The sequence below is a fragment of the Egibacteraceae bacterium genome, from assembly GCA_040905805.1.
Taxonomy (GTDB): Bacteria; Actinomycetota; Nitriliruptoria; order Euzebyales; family Egibacteraceae; genus DATLGH01.
The window spans coordinates 1-15,015 of record JBBDQS010000005.1; the positions used below are offsets into that span (position 1 = coordinate 1).

Consider the following 15,015-nt stretch of genomic DNA (forward strand, 5'->3'; position numbering starts at 1 on the left):
GGGGGGGGCGCGGCCCCCCCCCCACACCCGGCACAGCAGAGAATCGCCTCCGCAAGCTCCGGCGATTCACACCTCAGTGTCGGGGTCCCGCCTGGTCGCCGGCTCCTGTGCTGGTCTGCTGCCGGCGTCGGCGTCGGCGTCCTCGGCGTCGGTGGCCCGGCGCAGGTACACGCTGGGCACGTCCCGGGGGTTGGCCGGATCCACCGGGTAGACGAGCACGGGCACGTCGACCATCTGCATGACCCGGCGGACGATGAGCTGGCTGTGCGACCGCTCGAGCGGGGACCCTCGGACCGGCTGGCCCATGACGATGATGTCGACGTCCTCGTCGTGGGCGGCACGGACGAGCGCGTCCGCCACCCTCTCGTTGACCAGATGGAGGGTGCGCACGGGGATGTTGCGCTCCTCGGCGACCCGACGGACGAGGGCGAGCACCTTCAGCTCGTCCTGCGACGACCCCGGCAGGGAGACGTGGACGGCGACGAACTCGGCGTTGAGATTGCCCACCAGGTCCAGCAGGAACGGCAGCCGCGGGAGGAGGACGCGGAGGCTGCCGACCGGGATGAGCACGCGACGGAAGGTGCGCGTGGTGGCCAGGTCCGGCAGGAGGTCCTCCCCGGGGCCCAGCGACTGCTGGCGCCGCTCGCCGCTCGCCCGCAGTGCTCGACGGGTGAGCAGGGGACCCCCCAGCTCGAAGACGAGGATCGACCCCAAGACGACGGCGCTGACCTCGTCGCCGAGCGCAGGCGCCTGCTCCACGACGAACGCCACGAGGGCGATGGCCATGCCCGCGTGGGGCAGGGTCCCGTAGCCGATCGCCCACGACGTCGCCGGTCGCATCCTGGGCCGCGACAACCACCCGCCGACCATCGCGCCGCCGACCTTGCCGACGGTGCGGGCGGCCACATAGATCACACCGAGCAGTCCCACCGTCTGCAGGTCGTCGAAGTGGATGCTCGCCCCCGCGACGACGAAGAAGATGAGGTAGATCGGCGCCTCGAGCGAGCGCACAGCGGCGAAGAAGCGGTCTGCCAACCAGGGCGCGAGGTTGACGACGTACACCCCGGCGATCAGCGTCGAGATGACCACCGACCCGTCGACGAGCAGGTCGAGACCGGCGACGGAAATCAGGGTGATGAGCAGGAAGAGCAGGAGCTCGCCGGACGTCTCGATGCGCGCCCCGAACCTGGTCAGCACCCATCCACCCGCGAACCCGATGACCGTCGAGGCGACCACGATCTGCGAGAACGCGGTGACCGCCGTGAGGGGAGTGGCTGCCACTCCGGCCGCCAGCACGAACGGGAACGCCACGCCGAACAGGATCGCGACGGCCACGTTGGTGACGCCGACGCCTGCCAGGAGCAGGTCGGTGAACTCACCTTTGGCCCGCTCCTCCTTCACCGTCGCCGTGACCGTCAGCACCCCCGTCTCCGCCGCGATCAGCCCGAGCACTAGCGACACGCCCACGGACGCCCCGGCCAGACGGCTGCCGACGAAGACCAACGCTCCCGCGGCCACCAGTTGGAGGAGGTTCAGGGGCAGCAGCAGACCGAGCTGCTGGCGCATGCTGTCGAAGCGCAGCCGGTCACCGAGCAGGAAGATGATCGCACCGAGCGCCACGATGGTCACGAGGTTCAGCGACCGGATGTTGGCCTCGTTGATGAGCGGCAAGGGGCCTTCGGGGCCAATCAGCACGCCGAGGGCCAGGAACACCACGATCTCGGGGACGAACCGCTGGACGACCTTGCTGACGACCAGCGCGATCGCTCCCAGCCCCGCGATGATGATCAGGGGCGTCACGGGCAGGATCCCGTGGCGCTGCGGCTCACGCGGTCAGCTCTGGGCACCGCGCATCGGAACGTGCACGCGGAGTCCCTCGACGTCGATCCCATGGACCGCAATGGTGCCTGAAGGCGGGTACCGTCGAGGGCACCTGGTGCGGCAATGGGGTTCCGACACCCTGAGCGTGACGCATCCGTGATGCGGTCAGTTCCCGGGGAGCAGGGGGATGCCGCCGTCACCCGGGTCCGGCGTGGGGGTCGTCGGGGACGGGGGCGGGGGCGGGGGCGGCGGGGTGAAGGTGGAGGTCGGCTGCGGCGTGGGGGTCGTCGGGGACGGGACCGGGTCGGGGGTGGGCTCCGGGGATGGCGGGGGGCTCTGCATCGGGGGACCGAGGCTGCGCCGTTCGGCTGCGCGGCCGGTGCGCTCGTCCGGCGGCGTCTCGGGGAACTCGGCCGGTTCCACACCCTCGAGCAGCGCTGACGCGGCAGCGGCCCAGATCGGGGCGGCGACGCCGCCGCCGAAGCACGACCGGCTGCAACCCGCCAGCCCGGAGATCGTGCGCGGTGACCGTGGATCCCCGAGGTACACCGCCAACGACAGGTCCGGGGTGTAGCCGGTGAACCACAGCTGCCGCGACTCCTGGCTGGTCCCGGTCTTGCCGGCCTGGGGGCGCCCGATGTCGGCCTGGCGGCCGGTGCCGCCCGACACCACCGCCTGCAGCGCCTCGTTGACCTGGCCGGCGACCGACGGGGCGATGGCGCGGTGACAGCGCCCGAAGTCCTCGTCCTCCAGCTCGTAGCCGAGCTCGGCCATCCGGGCGTCCCAGGCCGCGAGCTGCTCCTCGGTGGGCTGGCGCGGGTCCGGTGGCTCCAGGGGGGCGCCGCCGGGATTGCGGACCTCAAGGACCGTCCGGGCCGGGCACGCGACCCCCATGTTGGCGAACGTGCCGAAGGCCGAGGCCATGTCGAGCGGGGTCACGTCGGCGGTGCCGAGGGCCATGCCGGCGCCGTGGGCGTTCGGGCCCTCGCGCACCAGGTCGGCGCTGCGCATCCCCAGGCGGTGGGCCATCTCGACCATGGACTCCACGCCGAGCTCGTTGCCGATCTGGAAGAAGACGGTGTTGCTGGACGCCGCCGTCGCCCGCAGCAGCGAGCAGCGCCCGCCACAGCCGCTGCCCCGCACGGTGGTGCCGCCGATCGTGATCGACCCCGGCGCCCCGTAGGTGGAGGCGAGGGTCTTGCCGCGTTCCAACACCGCGGCGAGGGGGACCGGCTTGAAGGCCGACCCGGTCTGCTGCCCGAAGTCGTTGCCCATCGCGAGGTCGACCTGGCTCGCCGCGAAGTCGCGGCCGGAGTAGGCCGCGAGGATGTCGCCGGTGGCCGGGTCCAACGCCACCGCACCGATGTCGAGGCCGGGGTCGGCGGGCAGGCGCTCGCGGACCTGCTGGTCCAGCTTGAAGTGCTGCTCCAGGTCCAGCGTGGTGATGATGTGCAGCCCACCGCGGTAGACGAGGTCGGGGCCGTACTCCGCGATCACCTGCTGGCGGACCTGCTCCATGAAGAATGGTGCGGCCGGCTGCTCGGTACGCGGCTGGACGATCTCCATGGGGCTGCTCCTGGCAGCCGCGCCCTCCGCCCGGTCGATGAAGCCGTACTGCACCATGAGGTCGACGACCCGGTCCCGGCGCTGGCGGGCCCGCCCCGGGTTGTTGCGCGGAGAGAAGCGGCTCGGCGCGGTGAGCGTCTGCGCCAACGTCGCGGCCTCGGCGACGGTGAGCTCCGCCGCGGGCTTGTCGAAGTAGGTGAGGGCCGCGGCCTCGGCCCCGTAGGCGCCCGCGCCGAAGTACACGGTGTTCAGGTACTTCTCGAGGATCTCGTCCTTCTCCATGTCCTTCTCGAGCTGGAGCGCGACCACCGCCTCCTGGATCTTGCGGGACCACGTCACCGAGTCGCCCACGTACACGTTCTTCACGTACTGCTGGGTGAGGGTCGAACCGCCCTCGGCGATGCCCCCGGTCTGCAGGTTGCGCCACACCGCCCGCACCACGGAGAACGCGTCGACGCCCTGGTGCTCGTAGAAGCGGTGGTCCTCCGAGGCGATGACCGCCAGCTGCAGCGACTCGGCGATCCCCTCCAGGCCGACGGGGCGGGCCTCGATCTCGGCCGCGAAACGGGTGATGGCCGTCTGGTTGCGGTCGAAGACGGTGGAGGGGCCGAGCAGCTCGCCCTGCGGGTCGGGGATGTCCCAGTCGATGGCCAGCGCCACGACCGCGAACAGCAGGACCATGCCGACGCTGACGGCGCCGAAGACGACCGTCGCCACAACGGCCCGCAAGGTGAATCGGGTCCAGGACACGACCCTGAAGTGTAGGCGCCCGCCGCCTCGGCGACCGCGCCCGGTCGGACAGGACCCGACCGGCGGGTCCTGGACAGCGCCGCCGGCCTACTCGGCCCGCAGCGGCACGTCGTCGTGCAACGTGGCGTCGGGCACCACCGGGAGGGTGAGCGCCGTCTCGCCGGGACCGGTCAGGACGGTTGCCAGCGCCTCCAGGCTGTGGGTTGAGACGTGGTGGGGACTGGAGGTGGCGACGCGCAGCAGGATCTGCTCGCCGGCCGGGATGTGGTGCGCCATGGTGAAGCACTGCGGGTCCAGCTCCATCCGCTCCCCCGGAACCACGAGCGCCGGGGTGCGCACGTCGTGGCGCAGCTGCGGTTGGATGGCGCAGTAGCCCATCGGATGGCGCTCGCCGGCGGCGTCGACGCGGAAGACCCCGGTCACGAGGTTCAGCAGCTGCGAGCTGGTCAGGGACATGGTGAGGCGCAGGCGGGGCAGGCCGGCGACGACGACGTCCTCGCTCAGCGGCGCGGTGAGGAACTCGACCGCGCCCAGGGAGTCCGTGGGGGGGATGGGCGCCGAGGTGAAGGAGGCCGCTCCCGGCCCGTCCGGCACGTCGCCGAGGCTGGCGTCGCGGGCGTCGGGATGCAGCACCAGGGTCGAGGCGGGCGCACGCCAGCGGTGGTCGGTCAGCACCCGGTCGCCGTTCAGGAACACCTCCACGGGGGGGCCGGTCTCGACGTCGCGGTGCTGCAGATGGTGGTCGAACCAGGCGTGCAGCGCGTACTGCCACTGGTCGAACCGGCAGGTGACGTGGGGCTCCTCGCAGGTGGTGTTGCCGTCCGAGCCGTGGTCCCACTGGCCGAGCCACACCTTGTCGCCGGGGCGGTCGAAGCGCTCGCCGAAGAACCACTCCGCCGAGGGGATGCGGGCGGCGTTGTCGTTGACGCCGTGGATCATGAAGACCGGGATGTCCGCGGCGGTGGCGCCCGCCCGGTGGTCGCGCTCGCCGTGCCACGCCTGGTACTGACCGGTCACCTGACCGTGTCCCGCCAGCAGCGCCGAGTTGTTGAACCCGCACAGCGCGAAGGGCAGGTTGTCGCCGAGGAAGTCGTCACCGGTCGGGCCGAACGGGGTGTCGAGACCGGGCGGCAGATGGCGCAGGGTCGCGAGCAGCGGATAGGCGTACATCGGCCCGGCGAGCTGCAGGAACCACGGCACCCCGTGGTGGAACTGGTGGTCGTACATCGACGCGAGCCCCGCCGACGGGGCGATCGTGACCAGGCCACGGGGACGCTGCGCCGCCGCCAGCGACGGCGTCGATCCGACGTAGGAGTGCCCCGTCATCCCGATGTCGCCCGTCGACCAGGGTGCGTCGGCCGCCCACTCCACGATCGTCCTCAGGTCCTCAGGTCCGCCGCGTCGTCGGGCCCGAGGTGGTCCAGGCAGCCGCCCGACCTGCCGGTCCCCCGCAGGTTCACCATCGCCACGGCGTAGCCACGGGGGGCGAAGTAGCCGGTCAGACCGATCGGGTTGCCGTCGGCGTCCTTGGGATCGGGGAAGATGCGGATGCCGTCGCGGTCGGCCAGGGTGCCGTGGTAGGGGCTCGCCTCCATGATCACCGGCCACGGGCCCTCGCCGTGGATCTCCGGGTCCGGACGCACGACCTCCACGTAGAGCTCGATGCCGTCGTGCATGGGCACCCGGTGGGTGTCGCGCACGGTCTTGGGGAACACGGGCTCGGACAGCCCCGGGATGGTGGTGTAGTCGGTGGGGGTCGGGGGGTCGGTCGAGGGCGGCCTGGCGTGGGGGCGTGGGGTGCCCGCCGGTCGCCGGTCGGCGGGGTCGGACTCGGTGTGCGGCGACGGCTGGGGCGCGGCGTCGCGCTCCTCGCGCGCAGCGGCAGCTTCCGGCGGGTCGCCCGCCCCGTCCTGCTGCCGGGTGTCGGCCTCGGCCGGCGAGGCGGCGGGGGGTGGGGGATGCGTGCTGCTGGGCCACGACCGGCACGGCTGAGGCAAGCAGGGCCACGATCGCCACGGCGATCAGCGAGCGGGACGACCACGAAGGAATCCGCATCTTGCGGATGGTGCCAGATCCGACGCGAGCCGGCTGGCGGCCGTTTGGTCACCCGGCCGGGCTCGGCAGCGGGGCCGGCGTGCCCAGGGGGTCGTCGCGAGCCGCCAGGGCGGCGAGGCCCTCGCCCCGGCAAGCGGCGGCGAACCGGGCGAGGTGAGCGGTCAGACGCTCCGTGGCGTACCGGGTGGCCTGGTCCCGCGTGATGAGGAAGGGCCAGTCGCTGGCCTGCAGCAGGGTCAGCTGTCGCCAGGCCGCGTCCCGCGCCGGCCCGGGTGGCAGCCCCCGAAAGCGGGCCTCGGCGTCGCGGAGCGCCTGCCACACCCACCGGGTGGACTCGGTTGCCCACGAGCCGTGCTGCTTGCCGGCGCCCCACGAGGACTCGGGCAGCGTCAGGCGCCGCTGCGGTGGATGGCGCTCGAGGTGTCGGGCCAGCGTGGTCGGGCGCCGGGCCGCCCGCCCGGCCAGGAGGCGTCGCAGCACCGCCTCGAGCCAGACCGGGCCCTCGTGCCACCAGTGGCCGAAGAGCTCGGTGTCGTAGGCCGCAACCACGATGGCGTCCGGGCCCCGGGGTGCGAGGTGGCGCTCGACGAGGACGAGGAACGCCTCGGCGTGTCCGACCGCACGCTCACGCGCCGACACGGGGTCGTAGGGCTCCTTGTCCCACGAGCCCCGGTCGGTGACCCGCCAGGACTTGAAGCCCCCTTCCAGGTCGAGGCGGTGGAAGTCGCGGTAGGCGGGGTCGGCGGGATAGCCACCGAGGGGGTTCCACACGGCATAGCTGACGGCCAGGTTTCGGCCGAAGGCCGCGACGTCGGCGTCGCCGACCCAGACCGGGCGGTCGAGCACGTCCAGCGGTCCGCCGGGGGCGACCGTCCGCCCGCCGCAGCCGGCCCAGTCCTGGTCGGGGGCACCGGCCGCACGGGCCAGCGTCGGCCCGTCGAGCACCAGGTGGGTCGCGCCCGCGTCGGCCCAGAACTCCTCCAAGCCCGCAAGCGTCGCCCCCGACGGGTGCAGCCGTGGGGCGCAACCGGGCGCCGCAGCCATCGGGGGACGGGTGGGGTCGGCGACCGGCCCGGCCGGCCGGTAGGCGCACTCGGGGGTCCAGACCCCGGTCGGCCGGGTGCCCAACACGCGCTCGAAGGTCGTCAGCCCCCCGTCGATCTGCCCGGCGATGAGGCCGGGGTCGTCCATCAGCGGCAGGTAGGGGTGGGTGGCTGGTCCACCCAGCAGCTGGATCGCCCCGACGTCGGCCAGGCGGCGGAACGCCGTCGCCAGCCCGTCTCGGTGGCGCTCCTCGAACCAGCTCAGGACGCGGGTCTGGCGCTGCCAGTGGTCGCGCCAGACCGGGGTCAGCCGCTCCCGATCCGGCCCGTCGTACCGGGCGATGGAGTAGTGCAGGTCGAGCAGGCGGCGCCCGAGCCAGCCGTGGAACTCCCCGAGGAGGTACGGATCGTCCATCTGCTCGGCCAGCACGGGGGTGATGCCGATGGTCAGCAGGTCCCGGCCGCCGTCCGCGGCCATGCGCCCCAGCACGTCGAGGAGGGGCAGGTAGGCCTCCGACCACGATTGGAACAGCCACTCCTCGCCGACGGGGTAGGTGCCGTTGCGCCGCAGCCAGGGCAGGTGGCTGTGCAGGACCAGGGCGAGGCTCACCGTGGCACCGCGGCGAGCGCCACCAGGTCCAGGCTGGCGTCGAGGTCGGTGGGACCCAGCCGGAAGTCGCGGGGGCGCACTCGCGCCACGACGGCGGTGAGCCAGCGCGGCCAGTCCTCCGGTGGCGCCGCGAGTACGAGCTCGGGCAGCGTCGCCCGCGCGACCCGCTCCACCGCGCGCACCCGGGGCCCGTGGTGCAACCCCAGCACGGTACGGACGGTGAAGTGGGCCGCCAGTGTCTCCTGCAGCTCCGCGGCCGTGAACTCGCGGGTGTGGAACGGGTTGACCGGCGTGTCGCTGCCGGAGGTGAACGTCAGCCGGTTGGGCGTGGCGCACACGAACTCGCCACCGGGCCGCAGGATCCGGGCGACCTCCGCGACGAAGCGGGGGATGTCGGGCAGGTGCTCGATGACCTGCAGGCTGACCACGAGGTCCAGGCCGTCGTCGGGCAGCGGGAGGTCGCAGAGGTCCGCCTGGAGGAAGTCGATTCCCGGGTAGGCGGCCCGCGCGTGGGTGATGACCGCCGGGACGAGGTCGACGCCGGTCACCCGGCTCGCGGTCGCCGCCAGCATGCGGGTGCCGTAGCCCTCACCGCAGCCCGCGTCGAGGACCGTGCGGCGTTGCGCGCGGCTGGCCGCCAGCGCGTAGGCGGCCACGTGGCGGGTGAACCAGTAGTTCTCGTGGACCACGCCGGGCCCGGTCCGTTCACCGGTCAACGGCAGCGAGTGCTCACCCATGGCCCGGCAGTGTAGGCGGTGATGGCAAGGCAAGTTACCGGGCAGTAACATGTGGCGAACCCGGCGAGCGCCCAGCGAGCAGCCCATCCCGGAGGGATCAAGAATGAGAATCATCTGCCCGGTCAAGCGGGTTCCGGACACCGCCGCGGACAAGTCCATCGACCAGGACACGCTGACGTTGGACCGGGACGCGTCGGACCCCGTCCTGAACGCCAACGACGAGTGGTCGATCGAAGAGGCCATGCGCATCAAGGAGCGCGACGGCGCGGAGGTCATCGTCTTGTGCGTGGGACCCGAGAACGCCCAGACGACGATCCGCAAGGCCCTGTCGTACGGTCTGGACGGCGCGATCCAGGTGGCCGACCCCGCGATCGCCGGCTCCGACGCGAAGGCCATCGCCAGGGTGCTGGCCGCGGCCCTGGCCGAGGAGGACTTCGATCTCGTCCTCATGGGCAACCAGTCATCGGACGCGCGCACCATGCTGGTGCCGGCCATGCTCGCCGAGTACCTCGGGCTGCCGGCGCTGACGTACGCCAAGCGTCTGCAGCTGGCCGACGGCAGCGCCACTGTGGATCGGGAGACCCCGTCGGGTCACCAGACCGTCACGGCGCCCCTGCCGGCGATCGTCTCGGTCGTCGAGGCGATCAACGAGCCGCGCTACCCCTCCTTCAAGGGGATCATGGCCGCCAAGAAGAAGCCCTTGGAAACCCGGGACCTGGCGGCGCTCGGGGTGGATGCGGGCGAGGTCGGGCTCGCCAACTCCTCGACGCAGGTGCTGGAGATCACCCCCCGCCCGCCGAAGGAGGCCGGCGACAAGATCGAGGACGACGGCTCGGGCGTCGTCGGTGCGAAGGCCCTGGTGGAGTTCCTCGCCGCGCAGAAGCTGATCTAGGGAGGCTGTCGAATGTCACCGATCCTGGTGTTTGTCGATCACGACCATGGGACCCCGAAGAAGGTCTCCAACCAGATCATCACCGCTGCGCGCCAGCGGGGCGGCGGTGAGGTCCATGTGCTGCTGATGGGCGAGGGCGCCGGCGCCGGTGCCGCCCAGGCCGGTGCCCACGGAGCGACCACCGCCTACGTTTGGGAGGCCGGCGAGGTCGCCGAGTACGCCACCGAGCCGGCGGTGGCCGGGCTGGTCGCGGCGCTGGAGGCCTCCGGCGCGACGACCGTGCTCTACCCGGCGGATCCGTTCATGTCCGACGTCGTCGGGCGTGCGGCGGTGCGTACCGACGGCGGGGTGGTCACCGACGTGGTCGACCTGACCCTCGACGGGACCGAGATGGTGGGCACCAAGCCGATCTTCGGCGGCGCGATGATCTCGCGGTGCAAGGTCCGGGGCGGTCGCCCGGCCTTCTACGGGGTGGCGGCCAACGCCTTCGCCGCGGAGGAATCAGGCGGCGGCCCCCCGGAGGTGGTCCCGCTGGAGGTCGACCTGGACGACACCGCGACACGGACCCGCGTCGTGGAGGTCGTGGAGCAGTCCGCCGGCGGGCGTCCGGAGATGACCGAGGCGGGGGTCATCGTCGCGGGGGGCCGCGGCCTCGGCGATGCCGAGGGGTTCCGCCTCGTCGAGCAGCTCGCCGACGTGCTGGACGGCGCGGTCGGTGCGTCCCGCGCCGCCACGGACGCCGGCTGGTACCCCCACCAGCACCAGATCGGTCAGACCGGCAAGACCGTGGCGCCCCAGCTCTACATCGGTGCGGGCATCTCGGGCGCGATCCAGCACCGGGCCGGGATGCAGACCGCCCAGACGATCGTGGCCATCAACAAGGACGCCGACGCGCCGCTCTTCGCCATCGCCGACTTCGGCGTCGTCGGTGACCTGCACAAGATCCTGCCGCCGCTCATCGAGGAGCTCGCGGCCCGCAAGGGCTGACCGGCGACTCACCGAACCTCGCGGGTTGTCGGTGGCCCGGCGACGTCCCTGGGTGTGTGGCCCGGCCAGGTGACCCGTCCCACGGTGGTCGCGTGGCCCGGCGACGTCCCCGGGCGGCATGCTGACGCGGGAATGCCACTCCCCGCATCACCGGGTCGCGGGTCGGGCTGGGGTACGATCCTGGGGTGCGCGCTGCCTGTGCGCGGGTGAGAAAGGTGCAGGCGTGAGTGGAGTCCGACGACCGACCGCCGTCGGTGTCCTAGCCGCGCTGGCGCTGGTCTTGGCGCTGGTCGTCGCGCCCGGGGGCACGATGGCCGTGGCCGCCGACCAGACCCAGCCGGCGGCGCCGGGCGAAGGCCAACCGCTGGACGACCCGACCGAGCCCGGGCCGCCCCCGGCCCACTCGGCGCCGTCGGATCTGCAGTTCTCGGCGTCCGCAGCGGGCTGGCCCGCCCCGGCCGTGGAGGGCCTGTCCGGCAGGGACCGCTACGCCACCGCGATCAGGCTCAGTCAGACGGGATGGCCGGCGACCGCCCCGGCGGTCGTGCTCGCCACCGGCGAGGACTACCCCGACGCCCTCTCGGCGGCCACCCTCGCGGGCGCCGCAGGCGGGCCCCTGCTGCTGACCCCGACCGCGGCGCTGCACCCGGCCACCGCGGACGAGCTGCGGCGGTTGCAGCCCGACACGGTGCACGTCGTCGGTCGGTTGACCGGCGGGGTCGAGGCGGCCGTCGCCCAGCTCGGCCTGCAGACCGAGCGCCTGCGCGGTGCGGGACGGTTCGAGACGGCCTTCGCCGTCGCCCAGCGCGCGGTCGAGCTCGGCGCCGACCCGTCCACCGTCCTGGTCGCGAGCGGCCAGGGGTTCGCCGACGCGCTGGCCGCGACGCCGCTCGCCGCGGCGTTTCGCTACCCGATCCTGCTCACGCCCGGACCCAGCGGGCACGCTCTGCTGACCGAACAGGTGGCCGCCCTCGGTGCGCAGCGCTCCTGGGTGATCGGCGGATCCGGCGCGCTGTCCGACGCGGCGGTCGCGGGACTGCCCGGCCTGGAGCGCATCGCCGGACGGGACCGCACCGCCACGGCTGCCGCGGTCGCGAGCCGGGCTCGCCACCTGGGCCTGACCGGGCCCCCGGTGATCGTCGGAGCGCACAACTTCCCCGACGGGCTCACCGGCGGGACCTATGCGGGCGCGGCGCGGCGGGCGCCGCTGCTGACCACCGGCCACGCGGAGCTGGCCTCCCCGACGATGAGCTGGCTGGGCGCGCACGGGCCGTCCCTGGCCACGACCGTCGGTGGCGAGGCGGCCATCGGACCCGTCGCCAGATGCCAGCTGCGTGCGGGCAACCCACGGCCGTGGCGCTGCATCGAGGAGGAGCTGTCCCGACAGGGCTACAACACCGGCGTGGTGGACGGAGCGGTCGATCACCAGAGCGTCTGGGCGGTGTACGCGTTCCAGAAGGTCGCCGGCCATCCGGTCGACGGCCGGTTCGGTGAGCCTGCCTGGAGCGCCATGCTGCGCCGGCCGCGGCTGCCGGTGCGGCGTCCCGACCTCGGACCGAACCACATCGAGATCGACCTGGCGCGCCGACTGGTGCTGCTCGTGCGCGATGGGGAGGTCCGCCACGCCTTCCACACTTCCAACGGCAAGCCGTCGACACCGACCATCCGGGGTGCGTTCTCGGTCTACGAGAAGCGCAACACCCGGCAGGCCAATGGCATGTACCGCTCGATCTTCTTCATCCGCGGCTACGCCATCCACGGCTACCCCTCCATCCCGTTCTACCCGGCCAGCAACGGGTGCCTGCGCCTGTACGACGGCGATGCCGATTTTGTCTTCCCCCGGGTGCAGATGCGCGAGCGCGTCGTCGTGTACTGAGGTCGTGGCGTGATACTGATGGACGATGAGCGTCTACCTCGACCATGCGGCCACCACCCCGCTCGACCCCGGCGTCCATGCGGCCATGCGGCCCTACCTGGAGTCGACCTTCGGTAACCCGTCCTCGCTGCACAGCCAGGGTCGTGCCGCCCGGGCCGGCGTCGAGACCGCTCGGGAGCAGGTCGCGAGCGTGCTTGGCGTCCACCCCCTCGAGGTGCTGTTCACCTCCGGTGGCACCGAGTCGGACAACCAGGCGCTCAAGGGCATCGCGTGGGCCGCGCGTGACGCCGGGCGGGGCGCGCACCTGGTCACCACCGCCATCGAGCACCACGCGGTCCTGGAGTCCGTCGAATGGCTGGTCGACCATCAGGGGTTCACGGCCACGGTCGTGTCCGTCGGGGCGGACGGGGTCGTGGACGCCAATCGCCTCCTGGCCGCGGTGAGCGAGGACACCGTCCTGGTAAGCGTGATGGCCGCCAACAACGAGCTCGGGACGATCCAACCGCTCGACCGCATCGGCCCGGTGCTCGCCGAGCGCGGCGTTCCCCTGCACACCGACGCGGTGCAGTCTTTCGGCCGCGCCCGGCTCGACCTCGATGGCTGGAGCATCGGCGCGCTGGCGCTGTCCGCCCACAAGTTCAACGGGCCCAAGGGGGTGGGGGTGCTGGTCCTGCGCCGGGAGCTGGCGTCCCAGCCGGTCCTGCACGGCGGCGGGCAGGAGCGGGGCGTGCGGTCGGGCACGTTCAACGCCGCTGGCATCGTCGGCTGCGGTGCGGCCGCCGAGCTGACCGCGGCGACGATGGGCGAGGAGATCCCGCGCTTGCGTGCGCTGCGTGACCGGCTGCTCGACGGGCTGCTCGGGGTCGACGGCGTCGCGCTCAACGGGTCCCTGGACCAGCGGCTGCCGCACAACGCCCACGTCGCCGTGGACGAGTGCGACGGGGAGGCGCTCCTGATGGCGCTCGACAGCGCGGGCGTGGCCGCGTCGACGGGGTCCGCGTGCCAGTCGGGCGCTGCCGAACCCAGCCACGTGCTGACGGCGATCGGGGCAGATCCTGACGTGGCTCACCTGCGGTTCACCTGCGGGCGGACCACCGATCAGGCGGCGGTGGACACCGCCGTGACCGCGTTCACGGATGCGGTCAAGCGCCTGCGCGACGCCGGGGGCGGTTTCGCCTGAGGCGATGCTCTGCTGTAGCGGGTGTGGCGGTCGCGCAGCGACCGCCCTGAGGATGGTGAGACGCACGGCCGCCACGGTCGAGGGACGACCGGTTGTGCTTGTGAAAACGTTCACATAGACTTGTGAAAGATTTCACAAGGGTATCCTACCTGGCAGCGAAAGGCTCTGACATGACCCAGCACATCGTCGTCATCGGCGCAGGCTTCGCCGGGCTGACCGCCGCACGCCGCCTCGGCAAGAAGGGCGCCGGCAGGGTGCGGGTGACGCTCGTGGACGCCCGGAACCACCACACGTTCCAGCCCCTGCTGTACCAGGTCGCCACCAGCGTGCTGCAGCCCCAGGACGTGGGCCACAGCGTACGGGGCGCCCTGCAGGACTCCCCGGGGGTGGATTTCCGGCTCGGCACCGTGGCCGGGGTGGACTGGGAGGCGCGGAGGCTGCGATTCGCCGACGGCGGCGAGCTCGCCTTCGACCGGCTCGTCGTGGCGGCCGGCGCCGTCACCGCCGACTACGGCGTGCCCGGGGTGGCGGACCACGCCTTCGGCCTGAAGGGTCTCGGCGAGGCGGTCGCGCTGCGCAACCACGTGCTTCGGCTGTTCGAGGTCGCGAGCAACGCGGGCGCCAAGACCCCGGAGGGCACGCTGACGTTCGTGGTCGCCGGTGGGGGGGCGACCGGGGTGGAGGTGTCCGGGGCTCTGACCGAGCTGATCGACCGCGTCCTGCGCCACGACCACCCGGACGTGGACGTGGACCAGGCGCGCGTGCTGCTCGTCGAGCAGGCCGACGGCGTGCTCGGTGCCTACAAGCCCCGGTCGCAGCGCTACGCGCTCGACACGCTGCGGTCCCGCGGTGTCGAGGTCGCCCTCGGCACGGGGATCGCCGAGGTCGAGCCCGGCAAGGTCCGCTTCGACGACGGCACCGTGCTCGCGACCGACACCGTGGTGTGGGCGGCGGGGGTACGGGCCCACCCGTTGGCCGACGCCTTGGGGCTCGAGCAGGGCCCCGGCGGTCGCGTCCTCGTCGGTGAGGACCTGCGGGTCCCGAGTCACCGGGAGGCGTTCGTCATCGGTGACATCGCCGCGGTGCCCGACGGGCGCGGCGGCCTGGTGCCCCAGCTCGCGCCCGCGGCGATCCAGCAGGGCACCTTCGTGGCCGACGAGCTGCTCGGTGAGCTCGACGGCGTTGCCCAGCGGACGTTCCGCTACCGCGACAAGGGGATCATGGCGACCATCGGGCGCCACGCGGCGGTCGCGGAGCTGCCCCCTGGGGTGCGCATCCGCGGCCGGCTCGCGTGGGTCGCCTGGCTGGTGCTGCACCTCTACTTCCTGATCGGCTTCCGCAACCGGTTGAGCGTGCTGCTGCACTGGGCGCTGAGCTACCTCACATCGGAACGCGGTGCCAGGGCCGTGTTCACCCAGCCGCCCGAGCCGCTGGCGTGGCCCACCGACGAGGAATCCCCCTCCCCCAGGTGACAGGCCGGGGGCGTGGGCGGCAGAGT

11 protein-coding genes are annotated in these 15,015 nt (G+C 72.7%); 5 read left to right on the top strand and 6 right to left on the bottom strand.

What is annotated here, in order from left to right; translation table 11 throughout:
* Positions 1–66: 66 nt before the first annotated feature.
* The 6 genes from WD250_01110 to WD250_01135 all read right to left on the bottom strand — a co-directional run bounded on the left by WD250_01110 (position 67) and on the right by WD250_01135 (position 8,582).
* Entirely contained in the window at positions 67–1,800 is a 1,734-nt protein-coding gene (locus WD250_01110; protein ID MEX2618792.1) for a cation:proton antiporter, read from the bottom strand.
* Between the two features lie 186 nt (positions 1,801–1,986).
* Positions 1,987–4,137 (bottom strand): transglycosylase domain-containing protein, encoded by a 2,151-nt coding sequence (locus WD250_01115; protein MEX2618793.1) that lies wholly within the window; start codon positions 4,135–4,137, stop codon positions 1,987–1,989.
* Positions 4,138–4,224: 87 nt separating this feature from the next.
* The gene (locus WD250_01120; protein MEX2618794.1) at positions 4,225–5,508 is read right to left on the bottom strand and encodes a CocE/NonD family hydrolase; all 1,284 of its coding nucleotides are present in this window, start codon (positions 5,506–5,508) and stop codon (positions 4,225–4,227) included.
* An 8-nt stretch (positions 5,509–5,516) separates the two neighbouring features.
* Positions 5,517–6,134, bottom strand: a complete 618-nt coding sequence (locus WD250_01125) for a CocE/NonD family hydrolase (protein ID MEX2618795.1) — start codon at positions 6,132–6,134, stop codon at positions 5,517–5,519.
* Between the two features lie 106 nt (positions 6,135–6,240).
* The gene (locus tag WD250_01130) at positions 6,241–7,845 is read right to left on the bottom strand and encodes a 1,4-alpha-glucan branching protein domain-containing protein (GenBank protein MEX2618796.1); all 1,605 of its coding nucleotides are present in this window, start codon (positions 7,843–7,845) and stop codon (positions 6,241–6,243) included.
* Positions 7,842–8,582 carry a class I SAM-dependent methyltransferase gene (locus WD250_01135; GenBank protein MEX2618797.1) on the bottom strand — a complete coding sequence of 247 codons (741 nt, stop codon included), beginning with the start codon at positions 8,580–8,582 and terminating at the stop codon, positions 7,842–7,844. Before WD250_01135 ends, WD250_01130 begins: the two co-directional genes overlap by 4 nt.
* 103 nt (positions 8,583–8,685) lie before the next feature.
* Between WD250_01135 and WD250_01140 the strand changes: the two genes are divergently transcribed.
* From WD250_01140 to WD250_01160, 5 genes are all read left to right on the top strand, one after another.
* Entirely contained in the window at positions 8,686–9,474 is a 789-nt protein-coding gene (locus WD250_01140) for an electron transfer flavoprotein subunit beta/FixA family protein (GenBank protein MEX2618798.1), read from the top strand.
* A gap of 12 nt (positions 9,475–9,486) precedes the next feature.
* Positions 9,487–10,461 carry an electron transfer flavoprotein subunit alpha/FixB family protein gene (locus tag WD250_01145; GenBank protein ID MEX2618799.1) on the top strand — a complete coding sequence of 325 codons (975 nt, stop codon included), beginning with the start codon at positions 9,487–9,489 and terminating at the stop codon, positions 10,459–10,461.
* 223 nt (positions 10,462–10,684) lie between these two features.
* A complete protein-coding gene (locus WD250_01150; protein MEX2618800.1) occupies positions 10,685–12,337 on the top strand; it encodes a cell wall-binding repeat-containing protein in 1,653 nt (550 codons plus the stop codon).
* Positions 12,338–12,362: 25 nt separating this feature from the next.
* Positions 12,363–13,517, top strand: a complete 1,155-nt coding sequence (locus tag WD250_01155) for a cysteine desulfurase family protein (protein MEX2618801.1) — start codon at positions 12,363–12,365, stop codon at positions 13,515–13,517.
* Positions 13,518–13,687: 170 nt separating this feature from the next.
* Complete coding sequence (locus tag WD250_01160; protein MEX2618802.1) at positions 13,688–14,989, top strand: NAD(P)/FAD-dependent oxidoreductase; 1,302 nt, start codon at positions 13,688–13,690, stop codon at positions 14,987–14,989.
* Positions 14,990–15,015: the final 26 nt, after the last annotated feature.

Excerpts from the sequence above, each read along its gene's own strand:
- WD250_01160 (MEX2618802.1), top strand. The coding sequence starts at position 13,688 with ATGACCCAGCACATCGTCGTCATCGGCGCAGGCTTCGCCGGGCTGACC.
- WD250_01155 (MEX2618801.1), top strand. The coding sequence starts at position 12,363 with ATGAGCGTCTACCTCGACCATGCGGCCACCACCCCGCTCGACCCCGGC.
- WD250_01135 (MEX2618797.1), bottom strand. The coding sequence starts at position 8,582 with ATGGGTGAGCACTCGCTGCCGTTGACCGGTGAACGGACCGGGCCCGGC.
- WD250_01145 (MEX2618799.1), top strand. The coding sequence starts at position 9,487 with ATGTCACCGATCCTGGTGTTTGTCGATCACGACCATGGGACCCCGAAG.
- WD250_01140 (MEX2618798.1), top strand. The coding sequence starts at position 8,686 with ATGAGAATCATCTGCCCGGTCAAGCGGGTTCCGGACACCGCCGCGGAC.